General features: G+C 40.9%; 17 protein-coding genes. 5 read left to right on the top strand and 12 right to left on the bottom strand.

Annotated elements, in window-relative coordinates; translation table 11 throughout:
* Positions 1-311: 311 nt before the first annotated feature.
* The 4 genes from PCY71_RS01640 (at position 312) to PCY71_RS01625 (ending at position 5,000) form a co-directional block, all read left to right on the top strand.
* Positions 312-1,355, top strand: coding sequence for a dihydrolipoamide acetyltransferase (locus PCY71_RS01640; RefSeq protein WP_002909734.1), 1,044 nt, complete (start codon positions 312-314; stop codon positions 1,353-1,355).
* 78 nt (positions 1,356-1,433) lie between these two features.
* Positions 1,434-3,140 carry a dihydrolipoyl dehydrogenase gene (gene lpdA, locus PCY71_RS01635; protein ID WP_048773447.1) on the top strand — a complete coding sequence of 569 codons (1,707 nt, stop codon included), beginning with the start codon at positions 1,434-1,436 and terminating at the stop codon, positions 3,138-3,140.
* Positions 3,141-3,206: 66 nt separating this feature from the next.
* On the top strand, positions 3,207-4,196 hold the full coding sequence (locus tag PCY71_RS01630) for a lipoate--protein ligase (protein ID WP_009660420.1): 990 nt from the start codon (positions 3,207-3,209) through the stop codon (positions 4,194-4,196).
* A 165-nt stretch (positions 4,197-4,361) separates the two neighbouring features.
* The gene (locus tag PCY71_RS01625) at positions 4,362-5,000 is read left to right on the top strand and encodes a hypothetical protein (RefSeq protein ID WP_002921210.1); all 639 of its coding nucleotides are present in this window, start codon (positions 4,362-4,364) and stop codon (positions 4,998-5,000) included.
* 86 nt (positions 5,001-5,086) lie between these two features.
* Here PCY71_RS01625 and xerS read toward each other — a convergent pair whose 3' ends face one another.
* The 8 genes from xerS to PCY71_RS01585 all read right to left on the bottom strand — a co-directional run bounded on the left by xerS (position 5,087) and on the right by PCY71_RS01585 (position 12,533).
* On the bottom strand, positions 5,087-6,157 hold the full coding sequence (gene xerS / locus PCY71_RS01620; protein ID WP_002921212.1) for a tyrosine recombinase XerS: 1,071 nt from the start codon (positions 6,155-6,157) through the stop codon (positions 5,087-5,089).
* 185 nt (positions 6,158-6,342) lie between these two features.
* Complete coding sequence (locus PCY71_RS01615; RefSeq protein WP_002895501.1) at positions 6,343-6,786, bottom strand: MepB family protein; 444 nt, start codon at positions 6,784-6,786, stop codon at positions 6,343-6,345.
* A gap of 72 nt (positions 6,787-6,858) precedes the next feature.
* Positions 6,859-7,659: an alpha/beta hydrolase gene (locus PCY71_RS01610; protein ID WP_048773445.1), complete on the bottom strand. Its 801-nt coding sequence runs from the start codon at positions 7,657-7,659 to the stop codon at positions 6,859-6,861.
* Between the two features lie 120 nt (positions 7,660-7,779).
* The gene (locus PCY71_RS01605; protein WP_048773444.1) at positions 7,780-9,471 is read right to left on the bottom strand and encodes a metallophosphoesterase; all 1,692 of its coding nucleotides are present in this window, start codon (positions 9,469-9,471) and stop codon (positions 7,780-7,782) included.
* Positions 9,472-9,530: 59 nt separating this feature from the next.
* The gene (gene ffh / locus PCY71_RS01600) at positions 9,531-11,105 is read right to left on the bottom strand and encodes a signal recognition particle protein (protein WP_032908171.1); all 1,575 of its coding nucleotides are present in this window, start codon (positions 11,103-11,105) and stop codon (positions 9,531-9,533) included.
* Positions 11,106-11,131: 26 nt separating this feature from the next.
* Positions 11,132-11,347: a hypothetical protein gene (locus PCY71_RS01595; RefSeq protein WP_002924705.1), complete on the bottom strand. Its 216-nt coding sequence runs from the start codon at positions 11,345-11,347 to the stop codon at positions 11,132-11,134.
* Between the two features lie 2 nt (positions 11,348-11,349).
* On the bottom strand, positions 11,350-11,682 hold the full coding sequence (locus tag PCY71_RS01590) for a putative DNA-binding protein (protein ID WP_032907526.1): 333 nt from the start codon (positions 11,680-11,682) through the stop codon (positions 11,350-11,352).
* A gap of 152 nt (positions 11,683-11,834) precedes the next feature.
* Complete coding sequence (locus PCY71_RS01585; RefSeq protein WP_002895508.1) at positions 11,835-12,533, bottom strand: GntR family transcriptional regulator; 699 nt, start codon at positions 12,531-12,533, stop codon at positions 11,835-11,837.
* 238 nt (positions 12,534-12,771) lie between these two features.
* Here PCY71_RS01585 and guaA point away from each other — a divergent pair, with 238 nt between their 5' ends.
* Positions 12,772-14,334, top strand: coding sequence for a glutamine-hydrolyzing GMP synthase (gene guaA, locus PCY71_RS01580; RefSeq protein WP_048773442.1), 1,563 nt, complete (start codon positions 12,772-12,774; stop codon positions 14,332-14,334).
* Between the two features lie 120 nt (positions 14,335-14,454).
* On the opposite strand, the gene PCY71_RS01575 is transcribed toward guaA, so the two are convergent.
* The 4 genes from PCY71_RS01575 to PCY71_RS01560 form a co-directional block, all read right to left on the bottom strand.
* Positions 14,455-15,435: a DUF1002 domain-containing protein gene (locus PCY71_RS01575; protein ID WP_002904478.1), complete on the bottom strand. Its 981-nt coding sequence runs from the start codon at positions 15,433-15,435 to the stop codon at positions 14,455-14,457.
* 276 nt (positions 15,436-15,711) lie between these two features.
* Positions 15,712-16,566 (bottom strand): alpha/beta hydrolase, encoded by an 855-nt coding sequence (locus PCY71_RS01570; RefSeq protein ID WP_048773440.1) that lies wholly within the window; start codon positions 16,564-16,566, stop codon positions 15,712-15,714.
* 114 nt (positions 16,567-16,680) lie between these two features.
* Positions 16,681-17,283 (bottom strand): lysozyme family protein, encoded by a 603-nt coding sequence (locus PCY71_RS01565; protein WP_048773437.1) that lies wholly within the window; start codon positions 17,281-17,283, stop codon positions 16,681-16,683.
* The gene (locus tag PCY71_RS01560; protein WP_048773435.1) at positions 17,283-18,257 is read right to left on the bottom strand and encodes a nucleoid-associated protein; all 975 of its coding nucleotides are present in this window, start codon (positions 18,255-18,257) and stop codon (positions 17,283-17,285) included. Before PCY71_RS01560 ends, PCY71_RS01565 begins: the two co-directional genes overlap by 1 nt.

Raw genomic sequence — 18,257 nt, 5'->3', positions numbered from 1 at the left:
GCTTTCTCATGAATTAGATTACATAAATTATTTTATGTAATCTAATCTTGTGTAGAGGGTCAAAGTAGCTAAAATTTTACTAATTGCAGACAATCGTTATAGCGACTTAATAAGTCTACAAGGTTGATCGCCGATAGCGGCAACCCTAGCAACTTGAGATAGGTTTGTATCCAAGTTACTTGTAGAGTTTAACATGGGCTAAAAGCTCGAAAAAAAGATAAATCTCCTTGGCTTCATCGAAGCCTGCGTCGATTTCCTATTTTTCAGTCGCTTTTAATGCCCTTAGTATCATAATTAGAATTGGAGAGGTCATGGCTGATGATAAGCTAAGAGCGACTCCTGCAGCTAGAAAGTTAGCGGATGATTTGGGAATCAACCTCTATGATGTTTCTGGCTCAGGCGCAAACGGTCGTGTCCACAAAGAAGACGTGGAAACTTATAAAGATACAAATGTGGTGCGCATTTCACCACTGGCAAAACGAATTGCCCAAGAACACAATATTGCTTGGCAAGAGATTCAAGGAACTGGCCATCGTGGCAAGATTATGAAGAAAGATGTTCTTGCCTTCTTGCCTGAGAATGTTGAGAGCGATACAATCAAATCTCCTGCTCAAATTGAAAAAGTGGAAGAAGTGCCTGATAATGTCACTCCTTACGGTGAAATTGAGCGTATTCCAATGACGCCAATGCGGAAGGTTATCGCTCAGCGGATGGTAGAATCTTACCTGACGGCGCCAACATTCACCCTTAACTATGATGTTGATATGACAGAAATGCTGGCCTTGCGTAAAAAAGTATTAGATCCAATCATGGAAGCCACTGGCAAGAAAGTAACTGTCACAGACCTGCTTTCGCTGGCTGTTGTGAAGACACTGATGAAGCATCCGTACCTCAACTCGACCTTGACAGAGGATGGCAAGACCATTATCACACACAACTATGTCAACCTTTCAATGGCAGTCGGTATGGATAATGGCCTGATGACACCAGTTGTCTACAATGCAGAAAAAATGAGCCTATCAGAGCTTGTGGTAGTCTTTAAAGATGTAATCGGACGTACCTTGGAAGGTAAGTTAGCTCCGAGCGAGCTGCAAAACTCAACCTTCACAATCAGTAACTTGGGTATGTTTGGTGTTCAGTCCTTCGGTCCTATCATCAACCAGCCAAATTCTGCTATCTTGGGTGTAAGCTCAACAGTAGAAAAACCTGTCGTTGTTAATGGTGAAATTGTTATTCGTCCAATTATGAGTCTAGGCTTGACCATTGACCACCGTGTAGTTGACGGAATGGCTGGAGCTAAGTTTATGAAGGATTTGAAGGCTTTGATTGAAGATCCAATTTCAATGTTGGTTTAAGATTTTCTTTGCTAGTTTAAAAAGTAAAGAAACGAAACACTCAGCAAATGAAAAATTAAATTAGAAAAGGAAAGAAAAATGGCTTTAGAAGTAATTATGCCAAAAGCCGGCGTGGATATGACCGAAGGGCAAATTGTCCAATGGAATAAGAAAGTCGGCGAATTTGTCAAAGAAGGGGAAATCCTTCTGGAAATCATGACTGACAAGGTTAGCATGGAATTGGAAGCTGAAGAAGATGGCTACCTGATTGCCATTCTCAAAGGTGACGGAGAAACTGTTCCAGTAACGGAAGTCATCGGTTACTTGGGAGAAGAAGGGGAAAATATCCCAACTGCTGGCGGATCTGCACCTGCGGAAGCACCAGCTCCTGCAACAGCGGCAGCCAGCACAGATGAAGATAAGAGTGATGATGCTTACGATATCGTTGTTATCGGTGGCGGACCTGCTGGTTATGTAGCGGCTATCAAAGCAGCCCAGCTGGGTGGCAAGATTGCCTTGGTTGAGAAGTCTGAGCTCGGCGGAACCTGCCTGAACCGTGGCTGTATCCCTACTAAGACTTACCTGCACAATGCTGAAATCATTGAAAGCCTTGGCCACGCTGCTAACCGCGGTATCATCATCGAAAATCCAAGCTTCTCAGTGGACATGGACAAGGTTTTGGAAACCAAAAACAAGGTTGTCAATACACTCGTTGGCGGTGTTGCTGGCCTTCTTCGCAGCTATGGCGTAGATGTTCATAAGGGAATTGGCACCATTACTAAAGACAAGAATGTTCTTGTAAACGGCAGCGAGCTGTTAGAAACAAAGAAGATTATTTTGGCTGGTGGTTCCAAAGTCAGCAAGATCAATGTTCCGGGCATGGAATCATCTCTCGTTATGACCAGCGATGATATTCTGGAAATGAACAAAGTGCCTGAAAACCTGGTAATTATCGGCGGTGGTGTTGTCGGTATTGAGCTTGGACAAGCCTTCATGACATTTGGCTCAAAAGTCACTGTTATCGAAATGATGGACCGCATCGTACCAGCTATGGATGCGGAAGTTTCTAAAAACCTTCGCCTCATTCTGGAGCGTAAGGGCATGACAATCCTGACTGAAACTAAGCTGGAAGAAATTATCGAAGAAAATGGCAAATTACGTATCAAGGTTGAAGGAAAAGAAGATGTCCTCGCAGATAAGGCCCTTCTTTCTATCGGACGCGTGCCAGACCTAGAAGGTATCGGTGAGGTTGAATTCGAACTTGATCGTGGCAGCATTAAGGTCAATGAGTATATGGAAACTTCTGTTCCAGGTATTTACGCACCAGGTGATATCAATGGTACTAAGATGCTGGCTCATGCAGCCTTCCGTATGGGTGAAGTTGCTGCTGAAAATGCTCTGAAAGGTAACCACCATGTTGCTAAGTTCAATCTGACGCCTGCTGCTATCTACACTCTTCCTGAAGTAGCAGCAGTTGGTTTGACAGAAGAGCAAGCTCGTGAGAAATACGATGTAGCGATTGGTAAGTTCAACTTCGCTGCTAACGGCCGTGCTATCGCTTCAGACGCGGCTCAAGGTTTCGTTAAAGTCATTGCCGACAAGAAGTATGGTGAAGTGCTTGGTGTCCATATCATTGGTCCTGCAGCAGCAGAATTGATCAATGAAGCATCAACCATCATCGAAATGGAAATCACTGTAGAAGAAATGCTTAAGACCATTCACGGTCACCCAACCTTCTCAGAAGTTATGTACGAAGCTTTTGCAGACGTACTGGGGTTGGCAGTTCACTCACCTAAGAAAAAATAATTTAAAAGATAGATTAGACTGGACATAAATCATTGTTCCAGTCTCTATCGTATAAAGAGGTAGCTTATGAAATACATTGTTAACTACTCAAATGATACAGCTTTTAATATTGCTCTGGAAGAATATGCTTTCAAACACCTCTTAGATGAGGATGAGATTTTCCTGCTCTGGATTAACAAACCTTCTATCATCGTGGGACGTCACCAAAATACCATCGAAGAAATCAACCGTGACTACGTTCGTGAGCATGGCATTGAAGTTGTGCGTCGTATCAGCGGCGGAGGAGCTGTCTATCATGATCTGAACAACCTCAACTACACCATTATCTCCAAGGAAAACGAAGATCGTGCCTTTGACTTCAAGAGTTTTTCTACGCCGGTTATTAATACCTTGGCAGAGCTTGGGGTAAAGGCTGAATTTACTGGACGTAATGACCTGGAAATTGACGGTAAGAAGTTCTGTGGCAATGCTCAGGCCTATATTAACGGCCGTATCATGCACCATGGTTGCTTACTCTTTGATGTTGATTTGTCTGTCTTGGCCAATGCGCTTAAGGTTTCTAAAGACAAGTTCGAATCAAAAGGGGTTAAATCTGTCCGTGCACGCGTGACAAATATTGTCAACGAATTGCCAGAAAAGATTACTGTCGAAGAATTCCGTGACCTGCTTCTGGACTATATGAAGAAAGAGTATCCAGAAATGACAGAATATGTCTTCTCTGAGAAAGAACTAGAAGAAATCAAGCAAATCAGAGATAGCAAGTTTGGAACTTGGGACTGGAACTACGGTAAATCACCTGAATACAATGTCCGCCGTGGCACCAAGTTTACCAGCGGTAAGGTAGAAATCTTTGCCAATGTTGTTGAATCTAAGATTCAGGATATTAAAATCTATGGAGACTTCTTTGGTATTGAAGACGTAGCAGCAGTAGAGGATGTGCTGCGCGGTGTTAAATACGAGCGTGAAGATGTACTTAAAGCTCTTGAAAGGATTGATATTAGCCGTTACTTTGCTGGGATAAGCAGAGAAGAGATTGCCGAAGCTATCGTCGGTTAAAATATGACATAAAGAAAACCAAGCTCTCGAAGAGTTTGGTTTTTCATGTAAACAGTATATTTCAAATCAACAACATTCTTACGTTTCCTTAACCAGCTAGTTTTCTCTAGGCTTTATCTACCAGATATGATAAAATGATAGGGAATTAGAGAAAGGGGTGCCTTGATGCAGAAAGTCCCAGTAGAAAGCCTTGGTCTGTTTGAGCAGTTGGACCGCACAGTTGTAGCTTTTCTGAAGAAAAAACCATCTCCTAATCCAGACAATTTTTATGTTAGCATATCTCCAGAAGATTATGAGAAAAAGAAAGAAGAATTTGAAAAATCAGGCTATCAAGCTGTGAAATTACCGCTTGGCATGGCGTTGGATAATGTTATTCAGCAACCTTCTTTCCAAAACCTAGTCATTGGCGGGCTCTACATGGTAGATGTTTTCGTTCCCAAGGAAGACCTGATGCCCTTGAAGGATCTTGTAGACAGCTTTTGTATCATGTTTGCAGCAGCTAATAATCGAATAGAGAATATCAAGGCTTACGATCTGATGAAGAGTAAAACGGTCTATTTTATCGGAAAACTCTTCACGGATAATCCTCAGCCAGGCGATGAAGTTAGCTTCGAAGGGCTGAATAGAGAGACAGCAGAAGGCTCCTACGAAGCAGTCAAATGTTTCCTAACTAGAGAAAGCGCTGAAAAGTACAACTCCAAGAATCGACCTGTCACAGCAGCAAATCTGGAGCATCTCAAGCACTTCTGGGGCAGACCGCTTATTATTGAACCTCATCGGAACTATTGGATTGAATTTTTATAAAAGAAAGAGCGAAGCATCTAAACTAGATTTTCGCTCTTTTGTTGTTATTGCTGTCTCTGTTGTTACATATTTTAAATTATGTAATATTATAATTTATCCAAAGCATTCTTTTGCTCATCATTGACAATATGGGTGTAGAGGTCCGTTACCTGAGTGCTAGCATGCCCTAGCTGATGACTTACGAGAACTTGAGATTTGGTTGCATCATATAAGCGTGTAGCAAGCGTATGGCGGAGTTTGTGAGGAGTCACTCGCACTTTGAAGTCCTCAGAATACTTGGCCACCATTTTTTCAACACTAGAAGCATCAATTCTATTAGGAGTGCCACGGTATTCAGTCAAAAAGAAGGCTGTATCAGTCTTTTCGGCCTTATATCGCTTGCTCCGAATATTCAGATACTCTTCTAAATAAGGCTTTGCAAAAGCAGCGACATTGACAGAGTCTCTTTTCCCGCCTTTTCTTGTCACTTCAATGACCATCATTTTGAGATTGATGTCTTTTAGGTCCAGATTGACAGCTTCAGATAGACGAACACCAGAGGCTAGCAACAAGGCAATGATGGCTAAGTCTCGTTCTTTATTCTTGTTAAAAGAAGACAGAGCGCGGTTAGAGAGCTTCTTAGGGTACTCCGTATCAATATACTGAAGAAATTCTTCTGTCTCATCCCCTAAAAAGAGCTTCTGCTTAATATTCTCTGCACGAGCAGCCAGAGTTTCCTTTTTCTTCTTAGTAGCAACCTTTTTCATCACATTTCGATAGAAGTAGGGCTCGCCTTGCTCGTTTTCAACTTCCTCAGTCAAATATTTGTAGAGGCTGGACAAAGCTGACAGAGTTCGGTTGATAGTTGTCTGAGAAACACCGTTTTGTGTCGTGTTGGCATTGAGAAGCGGCCGCTCTCGCAGATACAGAATGAAGGCTTCCATGTCTTTCTTGGTCATGTTTTCCAAGACCGAGAGAGGAATCTCAGCAATATGCGAAGCGTCTGTGATGCCAGATTCCAGCACCCAGTTAAAAAAGCGATCATATTCTTTGAGATATTCGTATAAGGTTGTAAAACTATAAGGTACTGCCAGCTTAGACTGGTAATATTCCAAAATGTACCAGGGCATGGTAGCCTTGAGTTTATCAATTCTTTCTAATAACAGTTCACGTCTCATTAAAATTCTCCGTTTTTTCTATAACAGTAGTATAGCATATCTAGATATATTTTTCAAGAAAATTATAGTTTTTCGGAAAGATGATAGAGGGAGGTAAGTAATCTAACTTTACTACAAAACAGATAAAAGATAATAAAAACAAGACAGAATTGAGAAACTAAACTCTGTCTTGTTTTACCTGAAACTTATTCATCTGATTCGATTTTTTGAAAATAATCCAGTTGCCATTTTTGTGTTGCCTGAGCTGTTTTATTTAAATTTGTGCACCAGGACGGATAAAACCGCATTGCCATCTTTCCTTTACAATCCTTTGTAGAAAGAATTTTTTTACTGATAGCCACCTCTTTGGGAATGATAAATATACCGCAATGACGGTCTTCGATGACGACAATAACCAGTTTATTACCCAAGTCTTTATCAGTATAAGGGATATTCTTGTTGTCTTGGTCTTTTTTCCAAAAGACTGTAAAGTAGCCTTCTTTTTTGGGCGTTTTCTTTGCCAAACGGCATCTTTTATATTCTTGATCATCCTTTGGCTTAATCAAAATGCTTTCATAGTCTTCATTCCATTTTTCATTTATCAGATCAAAGTCACCATAATACCTATGAAGAATTTCTGTTATTTTCATTGTTTTGTCGCCTTTCTAATTTTTTACCAAAATTAAATTATGTAAAGATTTATCGGTTTAAGTTTATTTTTATTATAACAAAAAATCCCTAATCAAATCAATTACCTGTTCATTTTGGGGCAGAGAGGAATGATGGGCATCCTTACCTACGATGACAACCTCTCTGTGTGAAGCTATTTTTCCTTTGTAAATCAAGCTCCCAGCCTCTACACTGCTTTTATGGACAATTCCGTCACCATCTCGGAAAAAAATTCCCAAAATTGACAAATGCTGCAGCTTCTTAGGAAGTTTTCCCTGATTGGCTACAAAGTCATCTAGCATCGCGACTCGATGATTGAGATTTTTCTTGTTCAGATTATAAGGACTGCCAATAGTCAGGAGCTTTTCCACCTCCAAATCAGAATGGTTTGTCAGGTATTGCTGCAGGAATACTGTATAAACTAGTCCTCCATTAGAATGCCCCAGCGCCTTAAAGTTGTTAAAAGAGTACTTGTTTCGCAAAACAGTCAAGGCAGCGTCAAACATTGCCGCCTGCTGCTTGATGTTTTCATATCCATCGCGATTATTTTGAAAGCCAACTACAAAAATGGGATTTCTATCCTTGCGCTTCAAATGCCCTCGGTAAGTCATGTGCCCGTCATTCCAGACTTTAATACGGACTAGGCTATGACTTGGATGCTGATTTCGGTTGAGTTTTTTAACCATTCGATTAAAACGATTCTCTGTCGCCGAACTACCTGGAATCATGATAATAGGATGTATTTCGACCTTGCTGGCAGGTAGATGGGAAATAGGGTGAGAAGGCAGCTTATTTAATAATTTTTGAAAGGTTTTAGCAAATCGATGAATCAATTGAGTCAAAAAAGGCTTCATTCTAGTCTCCGTATCTGAATCTGATATTTTCAAAAACAAGCCACATAACGGATTTATGTAGCTTGTTATTTTCTCTTTGAAAGAAATATGCTAAATTACTTTATTTCTTAATTACATTATTTAACTTAAATCGCCTTCTATCTGAAACATTTTTTCTTTAGGCTTATCTTCCCCTAATAATTGATTATTAAAAAAATTAGCCATTGGAAGAAAAAAGTCCAAATCTAAATGCTTTCCATTAACGACTGGTATTTTTAACTCAATATTTCCAATTTTAATAGAAGAGTTTTTTCCTTGAAGGGCTTTTATAGTTACTATTTCATCTAAATTAATTTCTGGTATATTCTTAATAGTTGAAAATACCATTGATTGACGAACTATGTCGTAAACATTTACTTTACGCATACTCTTTAGAAGATGAGTTCGAGCATTATAAGCGTATCCTGAAACAAGTAAAGCAGTAAAAAATTCAAATGGATTCTCTTGGTAACCTTTTTCTAATACATCAATTGCTGCTTCAACAGCTAATTTTGAATGATAAAGTTGCCATCCTAACGCATCTGAATAACCTGCGTTCCCTGCAAATTCGTTTTTTATTTGAGCTATTTCCTTTTTTACTCGTTGAATATAGTCTTCGCTATTTTTCATATAAGCAGAAATAGCTCGTTTGTTACCAAAGTTTCCTGCTCTTCTAAATCCGTAGCGTCTAACTTTTAGAGAAGTTTCTGCATTATCATTATTTTCTTGATATATCACTGAAAAATCTGTAAAAACACTTAACGAACTATTTATATCAATTAAACTATAAAGCTTTTCAGTAGGGACTAATAATCCAAAAGAAGCTAAAGTAAGGTCTTGAAACCATTTCTCATTTTGGTAACCAGCTTGTACAGCAATTGAATTCCAGTAATGAACATCACGATGCGTATGTCCACTAATTAACCAATATCTGTTATCTGGCTCAGGCTTATAAATACTAGGATAAGGTGTTTCTTCTTTTGGGAATAAAGCAAGAGTCTGCCACCAAGAATCTATTGCGTTTTCAGCGAGTGAATCCATCGGCCAGTGTGTTACTATGAATAGTGATTCATTTTTATTTAATCTAGTAATTCTCTTATTTGCAAAATCACACCACTCTTTATTAAGTTTTTTAAGCGTTTCTATATCGAAATTTTTAACTTGAGTGCAATCTGGTACGCGGTTTTCTATGTCTTTGATTGTTGCAGTTAATAACCAATTTGAATCATTTTCGTCAATGTATTCAAATAAGTCATAAACATTTGCTATGCGATTAAGGTCTAGGACTGTATAATTTAAATTAGTGAAGCCAGTATCTCCGATAAAAACCAAATTACCTATTTTGTACTCTCTACCAGTAAGGAGAAGGCGACAGAATTTATTTCTCTCTGTTGCCATTGAAGCTTGCTCAATACATTCAATCCACGTTCTTTTTTTATCTGAATAAGTCCAATAATCGTGATTTCCTAAAACTACAAAAGATGTAATCTGAGCTTTTTCGAGAATTTGTATAAAATCAAGCGTCTCAAAGAAATCGTCAAAAAAATCTCCAGCTAAAACAAAAATATTTCCTTCTCTATTTGAATATAGTAAATCAATAAAAAATTTTATATTTTGTTTAATTTTATTTTTAGAATATTGATAATCTCCACTTTTCAATACTTCTTCCATATATTTGAAATGAGCAATAGGATCATTCTCTAATTTTATTAATTTCTGTTTTACATACCCTGGAAGTGCTTTTTTATCAAAATGTAAATCACTCAATACATAAATATTAGGTTTTTCGTTCATAATAATCTCCTAAATTTATAAAACTAAATCCTAACTAAGTTAATAAAGAAATTCTTATCCTACTTCCGCTTCTTCTTGTTTTTCTTCATTTGCTTGGCCATTTTGTTCATGCTGCGGCGCATCAGGAACTCTCCAGCCTTGCCCTTGAGACCACCACCAAACATTTGGCTCATATCCGGCATGCCGGCTCCTCCTAAGCCTGACATATCTGGCATACCGCCTTGGCCCATCATGCCTTCTAGAGCTGACATGTCGGGCATTCCTCCGCCACCAGGCATATTCTTAGGCATATTGTTTGGATTGAGCCCCATTTGCTTCATCATCTTGCTCATATCGCCTGACAGAACGCCCTGCATCATCTGTTTAGCTTGATTGAAGTCTTTGATAAATTTATTGACATCAACGAAGCTGTTACCCGAACCATTGGCAATACGACGGCGACGGCTAGGACTCAACAAGTCTGGATTTTCACGCTCAGCCGGTGTCATAGAGGATACAATGGCACGCTTGCGGGCAATTTCTTTCTCATCCACTTTGATATTTTTGAGGGCAGGATTATTAGCCATACCTGGGATCAGCTTGAGCAAATCTTCCATAGGCCCCATGCCTTGTACCTGATCCAGCTGATCAATGAAGTCATTGAAATCAAAGGTGTTTTCCCGCATCTTTTCAGCCATTTCAAGCGATTTTTTCTCATCGTATTCCTGAGAGGCTTTTTCGATCAGAGTCAGCATGTCCCCCATGCCCAGAATCCGGCTGGACATGCGGTCTGGGTGGAAGGTTTCGATATCAGTGATTTTTTCACCGGTACCAGTAAATTTAATAGGCTTACCAGTAATCTGACGGACAGATAAGGCTGCACCACCACGGGTATCGCCATCAATCTTGGTCAGGATAATCCCAGTCACTTCCAATTGGCTGTTAAATTCTCGAGCGACATTAGCCGCTTCCTGACCAATCATAGCATCGACAACCAAGAGGATTTCATTCGGATTAGCCAGCGCTTTGACATCTGACAGCTCCTGCATGAGCTTTTCGTCAATCTGAAGGCGACCAGCCGTATCAATCAGGACATAGTCATTGTGGTTGGCTTTCGCTTGCTCCAAACCTTGACGGACAATCTCAACAGCTGGAACTTCCGTACCTAAAGCAAAAACAGGTACATCAATTTGCTGTCCAAGTGTTTTCAGTTGATCAATAGCCGCAGGACGGTAAATATCCGCCGCAATCATGAGCGGACGAGCATTTTCTTCCTTCTTGAGCTTATTAGCAAGCTTTCCAGCGAAGGTGGTTTTACCAGCCCCTTGCAGACCAACCATCATGATAATAGTCGGAATCTTTGGTGACTTGATAATCTCAGCAGTATCAGATCCCAGGATAGTTGTCAGCTCTTCGTCAACAATCTTGATAATCTGTTGCGCTGGATTGAGGGTATCGATAACCTCATGACCGACAGCGCGCTCACGGACTTTCTTGATAAAGTCTTTGACAACTGGCAGGGCAACGTCGGCTTCTAAAAGGGCCAGACGAATCTCTTTGGTTGCTTCCTGAACATCGTTCTCTGAGATTTTTCCTTTTCTGCGCAGATTTTTAAAGACGTTCTGCAAACGTTCCGTTAAACTTTCAAATGCCATTTTTATTCTCCTAGTTTCTATTTCAATCAATTCAGTGGAAATTTTCCAAAACGTGTTAAACAAGCGTATTCTTCAGCAGAGACTTCTTTCATAATCTCATTTGGATAGCCCCAGCAACCGAAGCCTTCTTGCATTGCCTTAGAAAGATCGTCAGGGGAGATGATTTGTACCCTGGCAGGAAAAGATTCTTCCAACTCTAACAACCAGCAAGACATTCCCTTGTAGATAACTTGTTTAGCCATGTTCACTCTCGGTTGTCAATACCAGACAGAATCCCAATCTGCTCCTGCAGATAGCTGTCGTCAGGGTATTTCTCCGTAATCTGGTCAAATATCTGACTTCTGACAATGTAGTCCGAGTACATGTGCAGCTTTTTCTCATAGTCTTCCAGAATCTTCTCCGTCCGCTTGATATTATCATAAACGGCCTGACGGCTGACACCAAACTCCTCAGCAATCTCAGCCAGACTGTAGTCGTCCGCATAATAGAGCTCAATATAGTTCATCTGCTTGTCAGTCAAAAGCGCCGCATAAAACTCAAAGAGAGCATTCATTCGGTTTGTTTTTTCAATTTCCATAAGAAACATTATACCAGAAAAGCATGATAAACTCTAGTCTGACAAGGGAAATAAACACTCGAAATATGAGATTGCAAAAGGTCAATCAGCATTTTCTGTCGAGTGAAATACAAGATAAAAACCCTTGGTGATAACCAAGAGTTTTGCAATAATTAATTGTTTTCTAAATAAAATTCAAAACGATCGCCGACATACTGGCTTTTTACATATTCAAAAGCTGTACCGTCATCAAAGTAAGAAATCTGAGTCAGTCCTAATATAGCATGGCCGCGGGGAATATCGAGGTAATTGGCGATTTTTTCCTTAGCCAGCCGAGCATAAATCGTCTGCTGGGACTTGCCAATCTTATAGCCATGTTCCTGCAAGGTCTGGAAGAAATGACTGGTCACCTCTTCTTTTTTGAAATTCTTAATGAACTTCTCTGGAATTGAAGCCACTTCGTAGACCACCGGCAAATCATCAGCGTAGCGAACCCGCTCCATCCGAATGACATTTTCCGTCTTGTGGATACCTAGTTTCTCCACTTCCTGCTCACTCGGCAGGGTACGCCGATAAGAAATAAGCTGGCTGGATGGCGTTTTGCCTTGCGCCTTCATGATTTCCGTGAAGCTGGTGGTGCCGCGCATTTTCTCCTGAACACGTGTGCTGGCTACGAAGGTACCACTGCCGACCCGACGCTCCAGCACCCCCTCATCAACCAAGAGCGTAATGGCCTGACGCAGGGTCATACGGCTGACCTTAAAGGTTTCGGCTAGATCTCGCTCACTGGGCAGGCGCTCTCCAATCTCCCAAACGGCATCGTCGATGTCTTTCTTAATCTGATCATGAATTTTGATATATGCGGGCAACATGTTGACTCTTCTTTCTTATTTGGTACCTTCCTTTATTTTAGTACCAAATACTTCAAATGTCAAACTAAATGATAAGTATTAGCTCTCAAATGCTTGCTTTTCTCACGATTCTAGCTGTTTAGCCAAATAAAGACTCATATTCTTTTTTTCAGCACTCTTGCTCCTTATTGCCTTGGAAAAATTCCTTTTTTGTGATAAAATGAGGGGAAAAGATTACTTCTTTTAAGAAAGGGAACAGATGACAACTAGAACTGAATTGCAAGATGTCGAAAAGATCATCGTGCTTGATTACGGCAGCCAGTACAACCAGCTGATTTCACGCCGCATTCGTGAAATCGGTGTTTTTTCTGAGCTCAAGAGCCACAAGATTACTGCAGACGAGGTCCGTGCTATCCAGCCTGTCGGGATTATCCTTTCCGGTGGTCCGAATTCTGTATATGAAGACGGCTCCTTTGATATTGATCCGGAAATTTTTGAGTTGGGAATCCCGATTTTGGGAATCTGCTATGGTATGCAGCTGTTGACTCACAAGCTGGGCGGCAAGGTTGTCCCTGCTGGTCATGCTGGAAATCGTGAATATGGTCAGTCGACTCTGTCACATACTGCTAACTCCAGCCTTTTCAACGGAACACCTGAAAGCCAGCTAGTTCTTATGAGCCATGGAGATGCAGTAACAGAAATTCCTGCTGACTTTGTCCGTACTGGTACTTCTGCTGACTGTCCTTTTGCAGCAATTGAAAATCCTGCTAAGAAAATCTACGGCATTCAGTTCCACCCTGAGGTTCGTCACTCAGAGTTCGGTTATGATATTCTTCGTAACTTTGCTCTTAATATTTGTGGAGCTAAAGGCGACTGGTCTATGGATAACTTCATTGACATGGAAATTCAAAAAATCCGCCAAACCGTTGGTGACAAGAAGGTGCTGTTGGGACTTTCTGGTGGTGTAGACTCTTCTGTCGTCGGTGTTCTCTTACAGAAAGCAATCGGTGATCAACTAATCTGTATCTTTGTGGATCATGGTCTTTTACGTAAAGGCGAAGCTGATCAGGTCATGGATATGCTGGGCGGCAAATTTGGTTTGAATATCATTAAGGCAGATGCTGCTAAACGATTCCTTGATAAACTAGCCGGTGTCTCAGATCCAGAGCAAAAACGTAAAATCATTGGAAACGAGTTTGTCTATGTCTTTGACGACGAAGCCAGCAAACTAAAAGATGTAAAATTCTTGGCTCAAGGAACTCTCTATACAGACGTTATCGAATCTGGTACCGACACTGCTCAGACTATCAAGTCTCACCATAACGTTGGTGGTCTGCCAGAAGACATGCAGTTTGAGCTGATTGAGCCACTGAACACGCTCTATAAGGATGAAGTGCGTGCTTTGGGTACCGAGCTTGGTATGCCTGATGAAATTGTCTGGCGCCAGCCATTCCCAGGACCAGGACTTGCTATTCGCGTTATGGGAGAAATCACTGAGGAAAAATTGGAAACTGTCCGCGAATCTGATGCTATTCTCCGCGAAGAAATCGCCAAAGCTGGTCTTGACCGCGACATCTGGCAATACTTTACTGTTAATACTGGAGTCCGTTCTGTTGGTGTCATGGGTGACGGCCGGACTTACGACTACACAATTGCGATTCGCGCTATCACTTCTATTGATGGCATGACAGCTGACTTTGCCAAGATTCCTTGGGATGTTCTGCAAAAAATCTCTGTTCGTATCGTCAACGAGGTGGATCACGTCAACCGCATCGTCTACGATATCACTAGCAAACCACCTGCAACTGTTGAGTGGGAGTAACAAGTAAATCATATTTAAAAAATCCTCCACCGGAAGACTTCTGATGGAGGATTTAACGCATAAAAAAACAAACAAGGCTGGGACATTTTAGTCCCAGCCTTGTTTTATATAGTCTTGAAATTAACCGCCAAATAATCCTTTAAAGAAGTTGACAATGGCATTCCAGATATTAGAAAAGAAATTACCGCCTTCTTGAAGGAGGCCGTTTGCATCAAAGTTGAGGTTAATATTGTTAAAAGTATCCCCTGCCTTTGAAACAATGCTGTCTTTCAAGTCACTAAGTGTCTTTGTAAAGTCAGAATCTGTAATGACTCCACTGTTTGAAAGATTGATAGCGAAATTCACGATGAGGTTGATTTGGTCACTGGTCACTGACTGAGTTAGACCGTAGTTTTTCAAGGTTTCTTCAACAATCTTACGAACATCATCTGCTGTCAGATTGCTGTTGTTCTTCTTAGCATTGGCAATAGCCGCTTTGATATCAGCCAAGGCTACGTTGAGCTTGTCTGCGTCATAGCCTTCCTTACCTGTATTTTCAGCATTGATGCCAGAAAGGGCAGCCAGTTCTTCCTGTGCTAGATTTTTATTTTCCTGAGGAATGGTCGCGCCATTATCCTCTAGAGAGTAGTAAATCCCTGCCAAGGCGCTCTCACCTGTTACCGGAATTGGTGCTGCAACGGTAATCTGCGCGTGCTGAACACCCAGAGTAACAGCTGCATTGCGATACATATCTTCTGTAACCTTAGTGATGTTTTGCGGAGTGACAATTTTGACCTCTAATGGCTTGTTGCCGCCTAACTTCTGGATTTTTACAGAAGAATAAAGCTGCAGACTAGGGTCGTTGGCAACATCCATGATTTTAGAGTAGACTTCCGGTGTCATGGTCTTAAGTGGCTTGCTGTCACTAGATGAATTGTAGCCTAGCATTTGCAAGGTCTGCTGTTTTTGGCTTTCATCCAAGGAATAACCCAGCACATACTCTGGCTGCACGTAAGTCTCATCAATGACTTTCTGAACATTTGAATTGGCAGCTGCGGTCGATACAGTAAACAGAGTAGCCAGCAAGGCTCCTGCTGTCATTAAAGTTTTTTTGAATTTCATATTTTTTCCTCTTTTCCCCTCGCTATAGTTTCCCAAATTCTATAGCTGTTTTATACAGTAAACTTTCTATCTGACTGCCTCTAATTTCTGTTTCTTGAGCTTGTGATTTTCGCTCCTTTTGATGTTTAGAGTGCTTCAGTTAAGTTGCTGCAATGATGGAGTTATTATTATCTCATCCATTGAGGGCTTGAGATAATAGATACATTTTACAACATTTCTCAAAGAAGTTCAAAGAAAAAACAGTCACTGGATTTGCTTGCCAGTAACTGCTCTTTTCTACTTTTTCCAAAGGAAGTCAATCAGCAATTCGTCTACTTCTGGATTCTCATGCAATTGGCTGTGCTGAGCCAACTGACCTGTGATTTTCTTTTCCTGGTAAGATTTGGCATTTTCAACCATGAGATATTTGAGGCTGCGAGAAGAAATATTGAGGACAGAACCGTCGGATTCGTTTTTAAAATCACCGTAAATGTTCAGAACATCTACTTGTTCTTGCGGGTAAACTTCTCGTAATCCCAGTAGTTTTTGATAAGTCTGGCTCATAGCACTAGGCTGGCCAGTTTGGTCGTCTAGAATTGTCAAATCTTCAGGCAAGTCCCTTCCTTCCAGACCATTAACATGGTTGGCAATATTGACCTGCTTTTGCAACTGAGGAAGATTTTCATCCTGACCGTTCTCTAGCATATAAAAGAGGATGGACATATTCCCCATCGAATGGCCTACCAGATTCATCTTATTAAAGCCATAAGTCTCTTGTAGCTTACGAATCACAGCAGCTGCATACTTACCATCTTGAGCATAGTCGGCATTGCGGTTATCTTCGTAGTTTACCTTAATAATGGGATTGATAGCACCTTTCGGTATCTCGCCTAATAAGCTTACTTGACCGTTTTTACTGACATTTGCTGTGATAATTGTCTGAGTGACTCCAGCTTTTTTGGCTGCCTCTGTCATATGATTTTCAGCATTAGAGCTGGATCCAAAACCGTGGAAAAACAAGGTCGGCGTTGTTGACTGCACAAATTGTTTTGTATTGAGGCTAGTGGCTTCTTTATGGTTGTAAAAAGCTGTTAGACCGGCAATTGTCACCAAAACCAGAATGAGGAGCTTAAAAGCAAGTTTCTTGTTCATTTTTCATTCCTTTTTATGATAGATGTACAAAATTATATCATGTATCTATCATGGTTACAAATATCTGGATTATTACTTCACCATCAAAAAAGAAAGAAGCTAAACTACTTCTTTCTAAAACCATTTTAAGAGGCGCATGATATGCATGTTCATCTTGACCTGACGGGAATAATAATAATTACCGCCGTTGATATAGAGTTCTGGCCCGTGAAAAATAGAAATCAGATTATAATAGCCGTAGGTCTTGCCAGTCACATTTCCTAAGCTTGGCGCTACTATATCTTTGGAATATTTCTTAGCCAGCTCCAACGTATTTTCGCCACCGTTTTTAGCGACATAGTCAATATAGGCCTGACCGAAATTATAGGCTTGTACTGCTGTCCAAACATCCACCTTTTTTTCACTGGCTAACTCTAGGTTATCAGACAAGGTCTGAACTCCCTGGCGAATACTTTCTTTGTTGTCCGTGATAGCATTGGTCTGACCAGTCGCGCTTTCACTGGACTGCATGACATCGGTGTCTTTTCCCTTGGTCTCTGTATAAATCATGGCCAGTACCAATTCTTCATTGGCCGCTGTGTCCTGCTCGTCCAGCACTTCTCTGACCAAAGTCTGATACTTCATGACCTGCTTAACATCATGATGAACCTGATAAATCTTGTAGCCGGCAAAGAGCACGAAAAGGACTAAAATCAGTCTTCTTAGAAATTTAAACATTATTTATTTTGGATATCCTCGATGTTCTTAATCAAAATAGAATAGGTCCCGTTGTCGTTCTGGATAAATTCTACCGACTCTGCATCCTGATAGATATTATTGGGAACGATGAGCTCAATTCCATTTGAAAGGGAGAGTTTCTGATTTTCGAACTTTTTCTTCTGGCGGCTGCTGTCAATCTCGTCAAACTTGACTGGCTCAGGAATAGCTTCCTTGACTTGGTCAATAAAGGTAAGTCGGGCAGTCAGATTGCTGTCAAAAAGATCATCGGCCAACTTTTCAGGCGACAGTTCGTCATTTTCTTCCAAATTTTTGAAAATACTGGATTTGACCTTGGACTGGAACTGAAAATCGTCTTTGTTAAAACTTTCGGCAACTTTTTGAGCAGTCTTCTCAAGCGCTTTGATTGATTTCTTAGCTGAGATTGTCGGATTGACCTGCAAGAGATTGTCCGAGAGATAATTGAGAAAGGCACCGTTATGCTTGATGCGCTTTTCAATCAGATGGTACTTGCGAGATTTGAGATTGATGACCAAAGCCTCGTCTGCACCCGTACCAAAGCCAGGCAAATTGTTCTGCGTCAGCTTGATAGGATTGTCCACCTCGCCACCTAAGTGAGTAAGAGTTTCCCGCAGAGCAATCCGCAGAAAAGCGAAATGCTCAACACCCTCTTTGTCAAACTGGACAAAAATCAGATCGTTGGTTTTCTGGTTTTCACTGACAGAAAACTCCTCCTGCCAGAGCTTAGCCACTGTCACTGATGTTTCCAGTAAGTCGTCTGAAAGCTGGGCTAAAAAGACGTTTTCGGGATCGAAAACACCTGTTTTAGCATCGTCAGAATAGACCCGTTCAATCTTCTTGCGCAGGTATTCTTCAATCTTGGGAGTAATGTTGAGAAACTTATCTGCAAGCAGTAGTTCGGTATCAGCTGGGCTGAATTGATGAATAATCGCTTTTTTTACGTAAATATCCAT

Source organism: Streptococcus sp. SN3, assembly GCF_030439905.1.
This window is presented reverse-complemented; position numbering and strand designations above follow the sequence as displayed.